The organism is Agromyces bauzanensis (assembly GCF_014645655.1).
GTDB classification, from domain to species: domain Bacteria; phylum Actinomycetota; class Actinomycetes; order Actinomycetales; family Microbacteriaceae; genus Agromyces; species Agromyces bauzanensis.
This window is the reverse complement of record NZ_BMMD01000012.1, coordinates 74454-90718: the sequence shown is the minus strand read 5'-3', so window position 1 is coordinate 90718 and position 16265 is coordinate 74454. Positions and strand designations below refer to the sequence as shown.

Here is a 16265-nt window from a genome sequence, read left to right as displayed (position 1 = left end):
GCGGGCGCCGGGCGTACTCTGGAACGAGCGGAGGAGGTAGTGATGCAAGCGACAGTCGGCGAACGCCTCGTCATCCACGGCAAGCAGGTCGGCCAGGCCGACCGGCACGGCAAGATCCTGGAGGTCCGCGGCGCCGATGGCTCGCCGCCGTATCTCGTGCGCTTCGACGACGGGCACGAGACGCTCCTCTACCCGGGTGCGGACTGCGAACTCGAGCACGAGCACCAGGCGCACTGAGGCGACGGATGCCGCGGCATCCCTCGCGCTACCGTTGAGGGATGTTCCACTCCTACGCGGCGATCGGTGACAGTTTCACCGAGGGGGTCGGCGACGAGCTCCCCGATGGGACGGTGCGCGGCTGGGCGGACTTCGTCGCCCTCGGGCTGGCCGCCGCGGCGCACGAACCCGTACGATACGCGAACCTCGCGATCCGCGGACGCAAGCTCGGGCCCATCATCGACGAACAGCTCGAGGCCGCGATCCGGCTGCGGCCCGAGGTGATCAGCTTCAACGGCGGAGGCAACGACATGCTGCGCCCGCGCATGCCCGAGGAGCGAGTCGCCGGGCGGTTCCGTCAGGCCGTGCACCGGATCCGCGACGAGGGCATCCACGTGCTCATGCTGAGCGGCGCGAACCCCACCGACCACCTGCCGCTCGGCCGCGTGTTCGACGCGCGCGGCGCCCGTCTCACCGCGGCCCTCGTCGACCTCGCCGAGCTCCCGGGCGTCACCTTCGTCGACAACTTCAACGATCGCGGCCTTCGCGACATCCGGTACTGGTCGCCCGACAAGCTGCATCTCAACTCGCTCGGGCACGCTCGCGTGGCGAGCAACGTGCTCACCGCGGTCGGCGTTCCCGTTCCCGATGAGTGGGGCGTCGCCGAGGTGGCCGCCGCCCCGCCCGGGCCGCGCAGCCGCAACACGGCGGCCTACTACCGCGAGTTCGTGCTGCCGTGGATCGGCCGGCGCCTCACGGGCCGGTCATCGGGCGACGGCCGCATGGCGAAGCGGCCGACGTTGGAGCCGCTGGCTCCGGATGCCGCGCGCTGACACGCCACCCACCGAACGTTTCCGTTCGCGCCCGACGTTCCCGGCCGAACAGGCACACCACGCGCGAGCGGGAACACTCGGCGGTTCATTCCGAGCCGAGCACGTCGGCGACGAACGCGCGGGTGCGACGCGCGAGTCCTTCGATGCGCATGAGCTCGTGCACGCCCGGCAGCACCTCCGACGGTGCAGCGGGCCGGCCGAGGCGCACGGTCTCCTGGCACGCGAGGTCGGCGCACATGTAGGTGCCCACGCTGTCGCCGCGCTCCCCAGCCGGGCCCGCGCGGCGTGCCGAGAACAACACGACCTGGTCGGCCGGCTGCTGCGTGTGGCAGAGGGTGCAGATCGCAGCGCGGTGGTGCGACCCGTTCGTGGCGGCGGCGCGCAGCACGACGCCCGCGGGCGACCCGTCGAGCTCGGTCACGAGGTAGCCGCGGGCCGGGATGCGCGGGTCGCGCCACGCGAACGCGTCGAGGTGCGCCCACTCGGTGACGAAGAACCGCACCGGCAGCGACAGTTGTGCGAGCTCCGCCTCGGTCGCGTTGCCGAACGACTCGCGGAGCTCGTGCTCGACCAGTGGCTGCATGCGTCCCCTCCCGGTGCGTGCCTCCCAGTCTACGAACGGCGCGCGTGCCGATGCGCGGGTGGATGCCGCTGCGGTCAGTCGATGGCGAGTCGCGGGCGGTCGTCGATGCGCGGACACCATCCGGCTGGCGTGCGCTCGTAGGCGTGCGAGGGGCCATCGGTCACGAGCCGGGCGAGCGCGTCGAGGAACCGGTCGACGTCGTCGGCCGAGGACCCGGCGCCGAGGCTGGCGCGCAGCCCGTTGGCGCGATGCGCTACGCGGTCGAAGAGCGGGTGGGCGCAGAACCGCCCTGTGCGCACCGAGATGCCGTGTTCGGCGGCGAGCGCCGCGGCGACGAGCCCGACGGAGCCCTGCTCGAGCTCGATCGTCGCGATGCCGATCCGGTCGGCCGCGTCGTCGAAGCCGCGGAGGACGCGGACGCCCGGTAACCGCGCGAGCCCCGCGTGCAGCCGCTCAGTGAGGGCGGCCTCGTGCTCATGGCGGGCCGTGTCGCCGAGGCGCTCGAGTTCGGCGAGCGCTCGGGCGAGCGCCGCGAAGCCGACGACGTTCGGGGTGCCCGCCTCGTGGCGGTCGGCGCCAAGCTTCCAGTCGACGCGGTCGAGCCGCACCGACTCCACTGCTCCCCCGCCGGCGAGGTACGCCGGCGCGGCGTCGAGCCAGTCGGCACGGCCGACGAGTGCGCCCGAGCCGAACGGCGCGTACGACTTGTGTCCCGAGAATGCGAGGTAGTCGATGCCGGATGCCGCGAGGTCGACCCGCCGGTGCGGCAGCAGTTGCGCGGTATCCACCGCGATGCGCGATCCGCGTGCGTGCGCGAGCTGCGCTATCCGGTCGATCGGGAGCACCTCGCCCGTCACGTTGGAGGCGCCGGTCACCGACACGAGCGCCGCCGGTCGGGCGGCGAGCTCGGAGTCGAGCGCGTCGAGGGTTGCCGCGATCGTGCTCGACCCGACCAGCACGCGCCGCCGACGCCACGGCAGCAGGTTGGCGTGGTGCTCGAGGTCGAGCACCACGGTGTCGCCGGGCACGGCGGTCGCCAGCAGGTTGAACGCGTCGGTCGTGTTGCGCGTGAAGACCACGAGGTCGTCGACGCGGGCGCCGACGTGCCGGGCCACGGCGATGCGTGCGTCCTCCACGAGGGTCGTGACGGCCTGCGACGGGTAGCCGCTGCCGCGGTGCACGCTCGCGTAGTACGGCAAGACCCGGGCGACGTGCGCGGCCACGGCGTCGAGCGCTGGCGCCGACGCCGCGACGTCGAGGTTCACGTGCCGCACGAACCCTCCGCCGAGCACGGGCACTTCGAGACCCGCGTCGACGAGCGCGGCGAGCGGTCCGGGTGCCGGGAGCGCGGGCGAAGGCGGCGTGCGCTCATCGGTGGCGATCATGACGGCTCCTCGGGGTGGCTGGCGTCGAGGGTGGTGTGGCGTCGAAACTACGACCGGCCGCGCCGCGCCTCAACCGGCGGCGTCGCATGAGGTCACGCCGTGTCATGGCGCGACACATTCGGGCGCGGCACAACGCGGCGGGCGCGTCACGACGCGGCGATCGGCCTCTCAGGCTCGCCGAGAGAGAGCATCAGCCGGTTCGCCCAGTTGAAGAACGCCGCGGAGTGGATGACGTCGGAGACCGCCTGCCCGTCGAATCCGGCCGCGCGCAGCGCCTCGAGGTGTTCGGGCGCGAGACGCGACGGCGTGGCGGCGAGCGCGACGGCCGCGTCGATCAGGGCCCGCCACGCGGCATCCTGCACCGCGTCGATGCCCTCGTCGAGTAGGCGTTGCACGTCGTCGTGGCGCTTCGAGTGATGGGTCGCGAAGCGCGCGTGCACCGACGCGCAGAAGATGCAGCCGTTGAAGCGGCTCGTGGCGGCGGCCGCGAGTTCGCGCTCGGCGCGCGGAAGACCGTCGGCCGCGTTGTAGAAGACGTCCTTGTCGGTCAGCGTGCGCGCGCGCAGGATGTCGGGATCGCGCACGAGCAGGCGGAAGTAGTCGCTCTTCGCGCGCGAGCGGTCGACGAGGCCCGCCCACTGGCGCTCGGTGAGGGTCGCCTCGTCGGCGGGTTCGAGCCACGGCAGCCAGCCGAGCTCGTCCTGCGTGAACGCGCGGGGCACGGCGGCCCCGGGGTGGGTGATCGTGCGGGCCGGCCCGGCGGTCGCGGCATCCGTCGACACCGTCGACACCGTCGACTGGTCGATGGGCTGATCGGTCATGCTGCGTCCTCCGTGGTGAGCAGGCGGAGCCCGGCCGCGACGCGAAGCTGGAACGCGAGGAACGACACGAGCTGGGAGAGGGTGACGATGCCGGCGGTCGACCATCCGGCGTCGGCGAGGCGGGCGAGTGCGGCGACCGATGCCTCGCGCGGGCGGAACACGAGCAGGTGCGCGTGCTCGAGCGCGGCGTCGAGCCGTTCGCCCAGCGCCGCGCGGGTGTCGGCGTCGTCGATCGCGAAGCGGAGGCCCGCGACGCTCTCGCCCGCAAGCGGGGCGTCGGCGGGGTACTCGCCGTACGGCCCCGTCGTGCGGGCGGCGATCGCGAGGTCGGCGACCGCGTCGGCGAGTGGGTCGCCGCCGGCCTGTCGCGTGACCGCCGCGTAGTGGGCGACCGCGCCCTCGTCGTCGTGCAGGGCGGCGACGAACTGCGCCACGGCCGCACGCTCGGAGGCGCTCGCGTGCGTCTCGTCGATCGTCGTGAAGAGGGCGTCGTAGCTGGCCTGCGCGTTGTCGCGCGTGGCGGGGCGATGGCGCCGTAGGGCGTCGACGCGCCCGCCCGGCGTCACACCGGCGAGCCGGTCGATCACATCGGTCATGGTCGGTCCTTCCGTGGTGGTTTCGTGCTGGATGGCGTCGTGCGGTTCGAGGATCAGTGGGCGGATGACGCGAGCTCGCGGCTGCGGCCCGCCTCGCCCCAGCCCAGGGCGGGCGCCACCTCGGTGGCGATGAGCTCGAGGGAGCGCAGCACGAGTTCGTGCGGCGGGTCGACGGAGTGCACCTGGAACGCCACCTCGGTCGCCTCGGCGGCGGCCGAGTCGCGCGCGAGCGACTCGATGACCTCCACCGGCGTGCCGACGTGCGTGTCGTACGTGGCGATGAGGTCGTCGAGCGAGTCGCCGAGCGGCGGCTGGCCGGCTCGCGCGAATCCGACCGCCGCCCGGCGCAGGCCCCGCTCGGCCCAGCGCCGCGCCTCCTCGCGGGAGTCCGCGACGAAGAGCGTGCGCGACGCGAGGATGCGCGGCGGGACGCCGTCGGGCAGCGCCTCGCGATAGGCGTCGATGACGGGCAACTGGAGCTCCGAGAGCGTGCGGCGCGGGGCATCCGCCGGCCTCGGCTGGGTGCGGGAGAGCATGAGGCCGTGGCCCGCCCGACCCGCTCGCGTGCCGCCGAAGGCCGAGAACGTGGCCTGCCAGATGCGGCCGAGCAGGTCTCGTCCGGGCGGTTGCAGGTGGTTGCCGGGGTGCCCGAGCTCACCGCCGGCGAGCGCGGCGACGAGCGTGTCGAGCTTCTCGCCGAACACCCGCCCCCGATCCTCGGCGCGTTCGCCGAATGCGAGGAACGACGCGGGGGTCGACCCCGAGCCGAGGCCGAGCTCCACGCGCCCGCCCGAGAGCAGGTCGAGCACGATGGCATCCTCAGCGACGCGCACCGGATCCTCGAGCGGCAGGGTGACGACGCCCGTGCCGAGCCGGATGCGGGCCGTCGCCGCCGCGGCGTGCGCGAGGAACACGAACGGCGACGGGAGGCCGCCCTCGGCCGCATGGAAGTGGTGCTGCGCGACCCACGCCGAGTCGAAGCCGTGCCGTTCGGCGACGACGATCTGCTCGGTGGCGATGCGATACCGTTCGGCGGCGGGGGCCTCGTCGAGGAGTCGGGTGAAGAATCCGATGCGGGTCATGCGAGGGCCTTTCCGGCGGGGAGGGTTCGTCCGGGCACGGCGTCGAGCAGTTCCCGGGTGTAGTCATGCTGCGGCGAGCGGAAGACCTGTTCGGTCGGCCCGCTTTCGACGACGCGGCCGCGGCGCATCACCGAGACCGAGTGGCTGATGCGCTGCACGACCGCCAGGTCGTGCGAGATGAAGAGGTAGCCGAGGCCGAGCTCGCCCTGCAGCTGCTCGAGGAGCTCGAGGATGCGCGCCTGCACCGTGACGTCGAGCGCCGAGACCGCCTCGTCGAGCACCACGAGCTCGGGTTCGAGCGCGAACGCGCGGGCGATCGCGACGCGTTGCCGTTGGCCGCCCGAGAGCTCCGCCGGCCGGCTGGTCGCGAGGTGCGCCGGCAGGGCGACCCGGTCGATGAGGCGGGTCGCGGCATCCGCCCGGGCGCGCCGGTCGCCGAGGCCGAAGTTGCGCAGCGGCTCGACGACGATCTCGGCCACGGTCTGCCGCGGGTCGAGCGACGCGAACGGGTTCTGGTACACGAGCTGCACCCGTCGGCGGAAGTCGCGCTTCGCGGCGCCGGCGAGCATCGTGACGTCGACGCCGCCGAGTTCGACACGGCCGGCGTCGGGGGTGACGAGCCGGGTGACGATGCGCGCCGTGGTGGTCTTGCCCGAGCCCGACTCCCCCACGATCGCGTGGGTGGTGCCGCGCAGCACGCGGAAGGAGACGTCGTCGACGGCGCGGAACGGGGCGCGGCCTCGGCCGACCGAGTACTCCTTCACGAGCCCGGATGCCTCGAGCACGACCGGGTTCTCCGCCGCTGCGTCGCCGGCATCGCGCAGGTAGGCCGGCGGGCACGGACGACGGAACTCGTGCTCGCCGAGGCCGGGAGCGTCGGCGAGGAGGCGTTGCGTGTATGCCTCGGCGGGCGCGTCGAGGATCGACGCGGTCGCGCCCTGCTCGACGACTCGCCCGTGCTGCATGACGACGATGCGCTCCGCGCGCTCGGCGGCGACCCCGAGGTCGTGGGTCACGAGCAGCACCGCCGTGCCGTGCTCGCGCCGGAGTTCATCGATGAGGTCGAGGATGCGCCGCTGCACGGTCACGTCGAGCGCGCTCGTGGGCTCGTCGGCGATCACGAGCTCGGGCTGGAGGGCGACGGCGTTCGCGATGAGCACGCGCTGCCGCATGCCGCCCGAGAGTTCGTGCGGGTACTGGCGGGCCCGGAGCGCCGGGTCGTCGAGCCCCGCTCGTTCGAGCAGTTCGAGCACGCGAGTGCGCACCGTGCGGCGGTCGCCCCGGCGGTGGACCCGGAACGTGTCGGCGAGCTGCACCCCGATGGGGCGCACGGGGTTCAGCGACGAAACCGGGTCCTGCGGGATGTACCCGATGCGGGCGCCGCGCACGCTCTCGAGGCGGCGATCGCTCCAGCTCGAGAGGTCGATGCCCGAGAGTCGCACCTCGCCCGCGGCGATGTGGCCGCCCGACGGCAGCAGGCCGAGCACCGCGCTCGAGGTCGTCGTCTTGCCCGAGCCCGATTCGCCGACGAGCGCGACGACCTGGCCCGGTTCGACGGAGAACGACACGTCGTGCACCACGTGCAACGGTCCCGCCGAGGCGCGGTAGGCGACGTCGAGGTGCTCGAGTTCGAGGAGCGCGGTCATCGGGTCCTCCCGAGGGACTGGCTGATGCGGTTGGCTGAGAGCACGACCGCCACGACCACCAAGCCGGGCAGCACGGTGAGCCACCACGAGGTCGCGACGTAATTGCGGCCCTCGGCGATGAGCAGTCCCCACTCGGGCGTCGGCGGCGGGGCGCCGTAGCCGAGGAAGCCGAGCGTGGAGATCGCGAGGATCGCCGCGCCGAACTGCAGGGCGGCGAGGCCGATCACGGCGGTGAGCGAGTTCGGCAGCACGTGCCGCACGAGCACCGCGGACAGGCGGCCGCCCGAGCCGAACGCGGCCTCGACGAAGTCGGCCTGGCGCACTCGCACGACCTCCGACCGCGAGACGCGCGCGAACGCCGCGATCGAGCCGACACCGACCGCGATCGCCGCGTTCACGGTGCCGAATCCCAGCAGGATGATGATGCTGAGCGCGAGGAGGAGTCCCGGGATCGCGAGCAGCACGTCGACGAGCCGCATCACGACGGCGTCGACGACGCCGCCGATCGATCCGGCGAGCACGCCGAGCAGCGTGCCGCCCGCGAGGCCGACGGTGACGGCGACGAAGGCGCCCGACAGCGAGTGCACCGCCCCGTAGACCACGCGAGTGAACAGGTCACGCCCGATCGCGTCCGTGCCGAAGAGGTGCGCGAGGCTCGGGCCCTGCAGCTTCTCGGCGGGCACGCCGCTCACCGGATCCTGTGCCGTGAACAGCCACGGCACGAGGGCCCACGCGATCACGACGGCGATGACGAGCCATGCGAGCACGAGCCCGGGCGGAACGGATCGCAGCCGACGGGCGGCACGTGCGGCCGGTCCGGCGGCGGCCGCGGCGGCGGCGGTCGACGGGACGCTGCCGTCGAGGGCGGGCAGCACGGCGATGCCGACGGGGGGTGCCGCGGCATCCGCTCGCACGGGAATGTCCACCGGGGCGCTCACGCCGCCACCGCCTTCCGCTTCAGCCTCGGATCGAGGATCGGGTACACGAGGTCCACCGCGAGGTTCACGAGCACGAACACGAGCGCTGCGAGGATCACGATCGCCTGCAGCACGGCGACGTCCTGGTTGGCGACCGCCTGCTCGGTGATCCGCCCGATGCCGGCGCGGCCGAAGACCGTCTCGGTCACGACGGCGCCACCGATGAGCTCGCCGATCAGCACGCCCGCGATCGTGATCGCCGGCAGCAGCGCGTTGCGGGCGACGTCGCGCCAGAGCACGCGCGCGGGCCCCGCGCCCTTCGCTCGCACCACGGCGACGAACGGCGACAGTTGCACCTCGTCGATGGAACGCGCGAGGATCTGCGCGAGCGGCGCCGAGATGGGGATCGCGAGGGTCAGCACCGGCAGGATGAGCGCCTGGACCGGATCGGCACCGATGACCGGCACGAGCCGGAGCTGGAATGAGAACACCTGGATGAGCACGATGCCGAGCCAGAACACGGGCACCGAGACGAACACGCTCGGCAGTGCGCGGAGCACGCGGCGCAGCCAGCCGAACGGAGCGAGCGTCGAGAGGAACGCGAGCGCGACGGCGAGGACCACCGCGACGAGGAATCCGAGTCCCGCGAGGGGGAGGGTGTCGGGCAGCGCCGAGCCGATCAGCTCGCGCACGGGGGTGCCATACTGCACGGAGGTGCCGAAGTCGCCCTGCAGGAACCCGATGAGCGTGTGCAGGTACTGCTGCAGCGGCGGCACGTCGGCGCCGTAGGCGGCGCGGATGTCGGCGATCTGCTCGGGCGAGAGTCCGAGCTCGGGGCTCTCGAACCTGATGAGGATCGCGTCGCCCGGCAGCGCCTGCAGCATCACGAACGTCGCCGTGAACGCGATCGCCAGCACGATCAGCGCCTGGCCGGTGCGCCGTGCGAGGTAGGCCACCGTGGTGCTCCTTCCCGAGCGGGTGGTGAGGGGGTGCGGCGGATGCGCGGGTCGTGTCCCGGCATCCGCCGCACCGAGTGCCGGCTACTGGTTGTCGAGCCAGGTGTCGTAGAAATGCGGGCGGGCGACGGCCTCGGTCGTGAACCCGTGCACGTACGGCGCGGCGCCGTACACCTGCGGCTCCTCGAAGAGCGGGATCACGTAGGCCTGCTCGGTGAGGTAGTCCTGCACCGCCGCCGATGCCTCGTCGCGCTTCGCGGGGTCGGGTTCGGATGCCACGGCCTCGAGGAGCCGGTCGAGCTCGGCGTCGTCGGAGCGCAGCGTGTTGCGGTTCTTCGTGTGGTACTGGCTCTTGATCACGTCGTTGTCGGCGCGTCCGACCATGGAGTGGTAGAGCGGGGTCTTCAGCGGGTCGAGGATGTCCTCGGCGTAGCTGCCCGAGTCGGCGGCCTTCACGGTGAGCTCCACGCCGATCTTCGCGAGCTGCTGGCTCGCGAGCTCGAGGGTCTGCTTCGAGAGGGGCTGCGGCTTGGCCTCGTAGACCGCGAGCGAGAGGCGCTGGCCGTCCTTCTCTCGCACGCCGTCGGCCCCGACCGTCCAGCCGGCCTCGTCGAGGAGATCCTCCGACAGCTCGGGATCGAACGCGAGGCCCTCGGACTCGTCGACGTAGCCCTTCGCACTGGAGGCGAGCTCCGACGTCGCCACGGGGTAATTCTCGGTGAAGATCGTGTCCACGACCTCCTGCGCGTCGACGCCGTGCACGAGCGCCTGGCGCACCCGGATGTCGCTGAGCAGCGGGTTGGTGAACCGCAGGCCCAGCGAGTTGTTCACGCCGCGCGTGGGCGCCGCGACGATCTCGAAGCCCGCGTCCTGCACCTGTGCCTCGTCGAACGCCTGCACGTATCGGATGACGTCGGCCTGGCCGGCGAGGAGCGAGCCGATGCGCACGCTGTCCTCAGGGGTCACGACGATGTCGATCGCGTCGAGGTACGCCCTTCCTTGGTGCTCGAACGACGGCGGCGCCCAGTCGTAGTCCTCTCGGGCTTCGAGATGCAGCGACGTGCCGAGCTCCTCGTCGGTGATGACGAACGGGCCCGAGCCGACGATCTCGGTCGACGAGCCGGCCCCGAAGTCCTCGAGCCTGCGGTCGAGCGTCTTGGGCGAGAGCAGGCCCGAGTTGATGGTCGAGGTGGCCTGCAGGAAGCCCGGTGCGGGCGCCGAGAACCGGAACGTCACGGTGTCGGGGTCGACGACCTCGCTCGAGGCGTAGTTGTTGATCGCCTCCGAGATCGTGAGCCCGAGGTCGGCATTGCCGAGGCCGTAGGTGTCGAAGTTCTTCGCGACCGCGGCGGCGTCGAGCGGGGTGCCGTCGGAGAAGGTCACGTCGTCGCGCAGGTCGAAGGTGTACTCCGTGGCATCCGCGTTCACCGTCCAGTCGGTCGCGACCCACGGCTCGATCCCGAGGGTGTCGGGGTCCTGCCAGGTGAGGCGGGCGGTGATGTTGTTCACGATGCCGCCGTTCGGGTAGAAGCCGGCCTGCGGCGGGTAGAGCGTCGTGTGCGCCTGGTGCTCGAGGTAGGTGAGCGTGCCGCCCTCGACGGGGTCGCCGACGGCGGCCGACCCGGCCCCGGCGGCCTGCCCGACGCACGAGGCGAGCAGTGCCGTGGCAGCGAGCGCGGCGGTGCTCGCGAGGGCGAGGCGGCGAATGCGTGGTGTGGACATCTGCGGTGGTTTCCTTCGATGGTGATCAGCGGACGGTGCCCCTGGTGGGGGTGTGCTCGTCGAAGCTACGGATGCCGCGGGCCTCGTTCAAACGCCCGACGACCAACGCCGTCACGACCGGTCACGGGCCGAAACCGCGCGTCACGGGACGTCACGTGCACGTTCTCTGGGCGCCCCAGATCGAGGTGGTCGCGGAGCGTCTCGCCCTCGTACTCGGTCGGGAAGACGCCGCGACGCTGCAGCTCGGGCACGACGCCGAACGCGAATGCCTCGAACTGCGCGGGCTGCACCGCCGAGAGCACGTTGAACCCGTCGACGGCCCCGGCCTCGGCCCACGCCTCGAACTCAGCGGCGATCTCGTCGGCCGAGCCGACGACCATCGACGCGGTGACGGATGCCGCGACCACGAGGTGGCGCAGCGTCGGCGGCCGTTCGCCCGATGGGCTGCGGCCGGTGCGCTCGGCGACGATCTCGACGAGCTCTTGACCCGCGCCGCTGAAGCCCGCGACGAGCGACGACGTGGCCGCGCGATCGGGCGAGAGCGCGGAGACGTCCACGCCGAGGAGGGTCGACAACTGCGCCAGCGAGCGGTTCGCGGGGAACGCGGCGGGCGGCCCGTCGGGCCAGTCCTCGGCGATCTGCACGAGCTCGCTGAGCTCATCGGCGATCGACTGCGCGTGCTCGCGGGTGTCGCCGACGATCGGCAGCACGGGTGCGATGACCTTGAGGGTGCGGTCGTCGCGCCCCGACTCGAATGCCAGCGAGCGCAGTTCCTCGCGAACGGCGACGGCGTGTTCGAGTCCCGTGACCGCGACGAGCGCGAGGTCGGCGGCCTGCGCCGCGAAGAGCTTCGACCGCGGCGAACTGCCGGCATGCACGAGCGGGAGGTGTCCCTGCACGGGACGAGTGACGTTGAGCGGGCCGTCGACGCTGAGCTGCGCACCGTGGAAGTCGGTGCGGTGCAGGCGCGACGGGTCGAGGTAGACGCCGGCCGCGGCATCCGCCACGATCGCCTCGTCCTCGAACGAGTCCCAGAGGCACCGCAGCACGTGCTCGAACTCGACCGCGCGGTCGTAGCGCGATCCGCTCGCCTCGTGGAAGTCGCGGCCGTGGTTGCCGGCGACGCGCGGCTCGGCGCCGGTGACGAGGTTGAGCCCCGCTCGTCCGCCCGAGAGCAGGTCGGCCGACGCGGTCGCGCGGGCGAGCGTGTACGGGTCGGCGTAGCTCGTGTTCGCGGTCGCGATGAGGCCGATGCGCCGGGTGAGTCCCGCGAGGTAGGTGACCGCCGAGAGCGGGTCGACCCGCGCCACGAGGTAGGGATCCTGGAACTCCAGATCGTGGCCCGTGGCGAGCCAGTCGCCGAAGAACAGGTAGTCGAGTCGGGCGGCCTCGGCGACCTCGGCGGTGCGGCGGAGCACGGCCGCGTCGCCGCGCGGGTCGCGGTGCGCACCCGGGTAGCGCCATCCCGACGGGTACGCGCCGATCGCCCTGACCATGGCGCCGATGATGAGTCGTGTCATTCGTGTGCCTCCCCGCCCCGACGCTAGGCAGGCCGGGCGGATGCCGCGAGGGCCGGCCGTCACACGGCGGCACCCGCCGTCACACGGCTCAACGGGGCGTCACGCGGCGTCATCACGACGCCGGGTCCGCCCACGGTCCTCAGATGCTCGACCGCCGCGCGACGAGCGGGCATTCGAACGGGTCGCGCTCGCCGAGGCCGACGCGGTTGATGTATCGGAGCACGATCACGTACGACTGCCACAGGGTGGTCTGCGTGTACGGCACGCCGTGTTCGCGACAGTACTCGGCGATTATGCCGGCGGCCCGTCGCAGGTGCGGTCGGGGCATCGACGGGAACAGGTGGTGCTCGATCTGGTAATTGAGCCCGCCCATCGCGAAGTCGAGCACCCGGTTGCCGCGGATGTTCCGGCTCATGAGCACCTGGCGGCGCAGGAAGTCGAGTCGGGCGCCCTTCGGCACGAGCGGCATGCCCTTGTGGTTCGGTGCGAACGACATGCCCATGTAGAAGCCGAAGACGCCGAGTTCGATGGCGAGGAACGCCACCGCCTTGTCGGGCGAGAGCACGAGGAAGACGAGCGCCACGAAGCCGACGATGCGCAGCGCGAGGAATGCGATCTCCACCGGTCGGTGGGTCATCGGCTCCCTCGCGAGCACGCGGTGCACGCTCGACGCGTGCAGGGACACGCCCTCGAGCAGCAGGATCGGGAAGAAGAACGTCCCCTGGTGCGCGATGAGCCACCTGGCCGACCGCGAGCGTTGCCGCGTCGCCTGCTCGGGCGTGAACGCGACCACGGGGAGTTCGATATCGGGGTCGGCGCCGATCTGGTTCGGATTCGCGTGGTGGCGGGTGTGCTTGTGCTGCCACCAGCCGTAGCTCATGCCCACGAAGCCGCCGAGGATCAGGCTGACCCAGTCGTTCCACTTGCCTGACCGGAAGATCTGCCGATGCGCCGCGTCGTGGCCGAGGAACGCGGTCTGGGTGAACAGGAACGCGAACCATGCCGCGGTGAACATCTGCCACCACGTATCGCCGATCCACGCGAACGCGACGATCGTGACGGCGAACGCCACGGGCACCGCGCTGAGCTTCGTCCAGTAATAGCCGTAGCGACGACGCATGAGGCCGCTCTGCTTGATGCGCCGCGCCAACTCGGTGAATTCGCTGTTGGTCGCCGCGACGCGCGGATTGCGAACCGTGGCCGTCGCGACGGCCGAATCTGTCTCGGACATCCAGACCACCACCCCAGGGAGACGACGAGCACCTCACTGCGCTGAACGGTTCTTCCCCCCGATCTTCAGGCTACGCACGCGCAGGCGAGATCGGAGATGTGCCCATGTGATTCACAGCTTGGATACCGGCGCCGCGATCCTCATCGCACGCACGCCTCGAACCCCCGTCAACCCGTGAGAGACGGGGCCGCCTCGCCGTAGAATCGTCTGATACCCGCGTCGTTCGCCGACGCGATCCACCGACCCTTGGAGACCACCCTTCCGTGACGAGATCCGACCGCGATCGCACCGCCGACCTGCACGACCACAACGGGACCGCGTTCGCGAGGCAGGAGGCCCCCGACGCACCGCCGATGCGGCTCGCGGATGCCTCGGAGCTCGTGCTGGTGGCATCTGCGCCGGCGATCTCGCGGTTCGACCGTGACGACCTCGTCATCCGCAAGGGCCAGTACGCGCTCCGCGACGGCCACACCACGCCGCGCGAGTCGATGGTCGAGGATCTCCTCGCGATCGGCCGCGCGCTCGACGCCGCCGGCATCGGCTACCTGCTGGTGCGCGGCGACGACGACCGGCTCGTGATCGCCGTCGACCGCGCCGACCGCAAGGCCGTGGCGAGGGCCTTCGCCGCGGCGTTCGCGAACGAGCCGTTCTACGCGCTGCCCGTCGCGCCCGACCGGGGGGCGGGGTCGCATCCGGTGCTCCTCGCCGACGGCCGCCTCTCGGCGCATCGGAAGCCCACCGTGCTGCGACTGCACCGCCCCCGCGTCGAGCCGATCGGGCGGCTTCGCTATGGCCCCGAGTCGGGCGTGCAGGTCGAGTTCTGGCGTTTCGGCGACGACGTCATCGAGGCGCCCGTCGAGAACGCCCTCATGCGGCGGACGCTCCCCCGTTCCGAGGCCGTCGACGACGTCGTGCACCTGCACGGCCGCGACTGGCCGACGCTCGAGCACATGTTCGAGCCGCTCGCGAGCGACGTCGACTTCGAGATCGACATGGTCTTCTCCTGGGTCGACGGCTCGAGCGACGAGTTCGTGCGCGAACGCGCCAAGCGCATGTCGAGCTATGTCGTCGGTGAGGGCGACGACTCCGAAGCGCGCTACCGGCAGATCGACGAGCTGAAGTACGCATTGCGCTCGGTGCACCTGTTCGCGCCCTGGGTGCGGCGCATCTTCATCGCGACCGACTCGCCTGCGCCGGCATGGCTGGCGGAGCATCCGAAGGTCACGCTCGTGCGCAGCGAGGAGATGTTCGCCGACACCTCGGTGCTGCCGACGCACAACTCGCACGCCGTCGAGTGCCAGCTGCACCGCATCCCCGGACTCGCAGAGCACTTCCTCTACTCCAACGACGACATGTTCTTCGGCCGGCCGGTGCGCCCGTCGCTGTTCTTCTCCCCGGGTGGCATCACCAAGTTCGTCGAGGCCACCACCCGCATCGGGCTCGGCGAGACTCACCCGGGCCGCTCGGGCTTCGAGAACGCCGCACGCGTGAACCGGGCGCTGCTGCGCGAGCGCTACGGCAAGGTCACCACGCGCCACCTCGAGCACTGCGCCGCGCCGCTGCGCACGAGCGTCATGGCCGAACTCGAGGCGGAGTTCCCCGAGGACTTCCGGCGCACGGCGGCCAGCCGGTTCCGCTCGGCGACCGACATCTCGGTCACGAACTCGCTCTACCACTACTACGCGCTGATCACGGGCCGGGCGGTGGTGCAGACCGACGCTCGCGTGAAGTACGTCGAGACGACGCTGCGCAAGGCGATCCCGGCGATGAGGCGGCTCCTGAGGCGTCGCGACCAGGACATGTTCTGCCTCAACGACGGCAGTCTTCCCGAGATCTCCGTCGAGGAGCGCACGACTGCCGTGATCGAATTCCTCGAGCGCTACTTCCCATTCCCGGCGCCGTGGGAGCAGGCGACGGATGCCGCGAGCGGCGTGCAGCTCGAGGCATCCACCACCGCCGACCTCACCGCCTGACGCGCGCGCGGGAGGTCACGCCGTGATGGTATGACGCGACCTCCCGGCTCGCCGTCGTCAGGAGACGCCTGCGGCGACACCCCCGATGATCAGCACGAGCGCACGTCGCTCGAGCCGCGTCGAGACGCGCTCCGAAACCCGTTCGGCGCGCTCCTGCACCTCGTCCCCGTAGTCGCCGGCGAGCATCCCGTCGACGATGGCCTCGAACGCGTCGCGGCGCTCCGCCCCCGCGAGATCCTGCGTCGCGACGAGGTCGGCGCTGAGGTCGTCGGGCAGCGCTGCGACGAGCGCAGCGATCCGCTCCGCGACCCGCTTCGCACGGTCGCCGTAGTCGCCCGCCACCGCCTTCGCGCGGATCTCGGCGCGCAGCGCGGGCCGCTCCGACTCGTCGGCCTGCGCGAGCTCGACGAGATCCGCACGAAGCGCTTCCGGCAGCTGCGACCAGCGCAAGTCGCGCAACCTCCCGGCAGCCGGGTCGCTCGGCGGTTCCGTCGCGTCCGTCGCCACGATCGCCGGCGTGGCGTACGCGGGCACCGCACCGATCATGAGCGTGCCACCGGCCAGGGCGAGCGCGGTCGCGGCACCGGTGAGGGCGAGCCGGGTACGTCGCGGGGTGGTCTTCTGCGTCATCGTGTCGCTCCTGTCGTGTCGTCGTCCGGGGCGATCCCGGGTCGTGCTCCACCATTCCGCGGCCATGTGCGACCGACGTGCGGGATATGTTCGGGAATCGTTCGGACACTGGGCACGGCGAGCGGCCGCCGCATCCGTTTGCTTGGATGAGTGC

Annotated in this window: 15 protein-coding genes; 3 read left to right on the top strand and 12 right to left on the bottom strand. The window is 71.8% G+C overall.

Annotation, left to right across the window (positions count from 1 at the left end):
* Positions 1 to 42: 42 nt before the first annotated feature.
* Entirely contained in the window at positions 43 to 237 is a 195-nt protein-coding gene (locus tag IEX31_RS11380; RefSeq protein WP_188743553.1) for a DUF1918 domain-containing protein, read from the top strand.
* Between the two features lie 41 nt (positions 238 to 278).
* The gene (locus IEX31_RS11375) at positions 279 to 1049 is read left to right on the top strand and encodes an SGNH/GDSL hydrolase family protein (RefSeq protein ID WP_188743552.1); all 771 of its coding nucleotides are present in this window, start codon (positions 279 to 281) and stop codon (positions 1047 to 1049) included.
* A gap of 85 nt (positions 1050 to 1134) precedes the next feature.
* Here the strand turns inward: IEX31_RS11375 and IEX31_RS11370 are convergent, their stop codons facing one another.
* The 11 genes from IEX31_RS11370 to IEX31_RS11320 form a co-directional block, all read right to left on the bottom strand.
* Complete coding sequence (locus IEX31_RS11370; protein ID WP_188743551.1) at positions 1135 to 1632, bottom strand: FBP domain-containing protein; 498 nt, start codon at positions 1630 to 1632, stop codon at positions 1135 to 1137.
* Positions 1633 to 1706: 74 nt separating this feature from the next.
* Complete coding sequence (locus IEX31_RS11365) at positions 1707 to 3017, bottom strand: aminotransferase class V-fold PLP-dependent enzyme (RefSeq protein WP_188743550.1); 1311 nt, start codon at positions 3015 to 3017, stop codon at positions 1707 to 1709.
* A 146-nt stretch (positions 3018 to 3163) separates the two neighbouring features.
* A complete protein-coding gene (locus IEX31_RS11360) occupies positions 3164 to 3838 on the bottom strand; it encodes an alkylhydroperoxidase domain protein (RefSeq protein WP_188743549.1) in 675 nt (224 codons plus the stop codon).
* Complete coding sequence (locus tag IEX31_RS11355; protein ID WP_188743548.1) at positions 3835 to 4434, bottom strand: CMD domain protein; 600 nt, start codon at positions 4432 to 4434, stop codon at positions 3835 to 3837. The genes IEX31_RS11360 and IEX31_RS11355 overlap by 4 nt, the downstream gene beginning before the upstream one ends.
* 53 nt (positions 4435 to 4487) lie before the next feature.
* Complete coding sequence (locus IEX31_RS11350) at positions 4488 to 5516, bottom strand: putative FMN-dependent luciferase-like monooxygenase (RefSeq protein WP_188743547.1); 1029 nt, start codon at positions 5514 to 5516, stop codon at positions 4488 to 4490.
* Positions 5513 to 7162, bottom strand: coding sequence for a dipeptide ABC transporter ATP-binding protein (locus IEX31_RS11345; protein ID WP_188743546.1), 1650 nt, complete (start codon positions 7160 to 7162; stop codon positions 5513 to 5515). Before IEX31_RS11345 ends, IEX31_RS11350 begins: the two co-directional genes overlap by 4 nt.
* Complete coding sequence (locus IEX31_RS11340) at positions 7159 to 8034, bottom strand: ABC transporter permease (protein WP_373285520.1); 876 nt, start codon at positions 8032 to 8034, stop codon at positions 7159 to 7161. The genes IEX31_RS11345 and IEX31_RS11340 overlap by 4 nt, the downstream gene beginning before the upstream one ends.
* Before the next feature lie 62 nt (positions 8035 to 8096).
* Positions 8097 to 9035 (bottom strand): ABC transporter permease, encoded by a 939-nt coding sequence (locus IEX31_RS11335; protein ID WP_229662289.1) that lies wholly within the window; start codon positions 9033 to 9035, stop codon positions 8097 to 8099.
* Positions 9036 to 9119: 84 nt separating this feature from the next.
* Positions 9120 to 10757, bottom strand: a complete 1638-nt coding sequence (locus IEX31_RS11330; protein ID WP_188743545.1) for a TIGR04028 family ABC transporter substrate-binding protein — start codon at positions 10755 to 10757, stop codon at positions 9120 to 9122.
* A gap of 65 nt (positions 10758 to 10822) precedes the next feature.
* Positions 10823 to 12277 (bottom strand): NtaA/DmoA family FMN-dependent monooxygenase, encoded by a 1455-nt coding sequence (locus tag IEX31_RS11325; RefSeq protein WP_188743544.1) that lies wholly within the window; start codon positions 12275 to 12277, stop codon positions 10823 to 10825.
* 139 nt (positions 12278 to 12416) lie between these two features.
* Positions 12417 to 13508, bottom strand: coding sequence for a fatty acid desaturase family protein (locus tag IEX31_RS11320; protein ID WP_188743543.1), 1092 nt, complete (start codon positions 13506 to 13508; stop codon positions 12417 to 12419).
* A gap of 353 nt (positions 13509 to 13861) precedes the next feature.
* On the opposite strand from IEX31_RS11320, the gene IEX31_RS11315 reads away from it, so the two are divergent.
* A complete protein-coding gene (locus IEX31_RS11315; RefSeq protein WP_188743588.1) occupies positions 13862 to 15481 on the top strand; it encodes a stealth family protein in 1620 nt (539 codons plus the stop codon).
* A gap of 57 nt (positions 15482 to 15538) precedes the next feature.
* Here the strand turns inward: IEX31_RS11315 and IEX31_RS11310 are convergent, their stop codons facing one another.
* Entirely contained in the window at positions 15539 to 16111 is a 573-nt protein-coding gene (locus IEX31_RS11310; protein ID WP_188743542.1) for a hypothetical protein, read from the bottom strand.
* Between the last annotated feature and the right edge of the window lie 154 nt (positions 16112 to 16265).

Excerpts from the sequence above, each read along its gene's own strand:
- IEX31_RS11325 (WP_188743544.1), bottom strand. The coding sequence starts at position 12,277 with ATGACACGACTCATCATCGGCGCCATGGTCAGGGCGATCGGCGCGTAC.
- IEX31_RS11365 (WP_188743550.1), bottom strand. The coding sequence starts at position 3,017 with ATGATCGCCACCGATGAGCGCACGCCGCCTTCGCCCGCGCTCCCGGCA.
- IEX31_RS11350 (WP_188743547.1), bottom strand. The coding sequence starts at position 5,516 with ATGACCCGCATCGGATTCTTCACCCGACTCCTCGACGAGGCCCCCGCC.
- IEX31_RS11360 (WP_188743549.1), bottom strand. The coding sequence starts at position 3,838 with ATGACCGATCAGCCCATCGACCAGTCGACGGTGTCGACGGTGTCGACG.
- IEX31_RS11330 (WP_188743545.1), bottom strand. The coding sequence starts at position 10,757 with ATGTCCACACCACGCATTCGCCGCCTCGCCCTCGCGAGCACCGCCGCG.
- IEX31_RS11375 (WP_188743552.1), top strand. The coding sequence starts at position 279 with ATGTTCCACTCCTACGCGGCGATCGGTGACAGTTTCACCGAGGGGGTC.
- IEX31_RS11345 (WP_188743546.1), bottom strand. The coding sequence starts at position 7,162 with ATGACCGCGCTCCTCGAACTCGAGCACCTCGACGTCGCCTACCGCGCC.
- IEX31_RS11315 (WP_188743588.1), top strand. The coding sequence starts at position 13,862 with ATGCGGCTCGCGGATGCCTCGGAGCTCGTGCTGGTGGCATCTGCGCCG.
- IEX31_RS11320 (WP_188743543.1), bottom strand. The coding sequence starts at position 13,508 with ATGTCCGAGACAGATTCGGCCGTCGCGACGGCCACGGTTCGCAATCCG.
- IEX31_RS11355 (WP_188743548.1), bottom strand. The coding sequence starts at position 4,434 with ATGACCGATGTGATCGACCGGCTCGCCGGTGTGACGCCGGGCGGGCGC.
- IEX31_RS11310 (WP_188743542.1), bottom strand. The coding sequence starts at position 16,111 with ATGACGCAGAAGACCACCCCGCGACGTACCCGGCTCGCCCTCACCGGT.
- IEX31_RS11380 (WP_188743553.1), top strand. The coding sequence starts at position 43 with ATGCAAGCGACAGTCGGCGAACGCCTCGTCATCCACGGCAAGCAGGTC.
- IEX31_RS11370 (WP_188743551.1), bottom strand. The coding sequence starts at position 1,632 with ATGCAGCCACTGGTCGAGCACGAGCTCCGCGAGTCGTTCGGCAACGCG.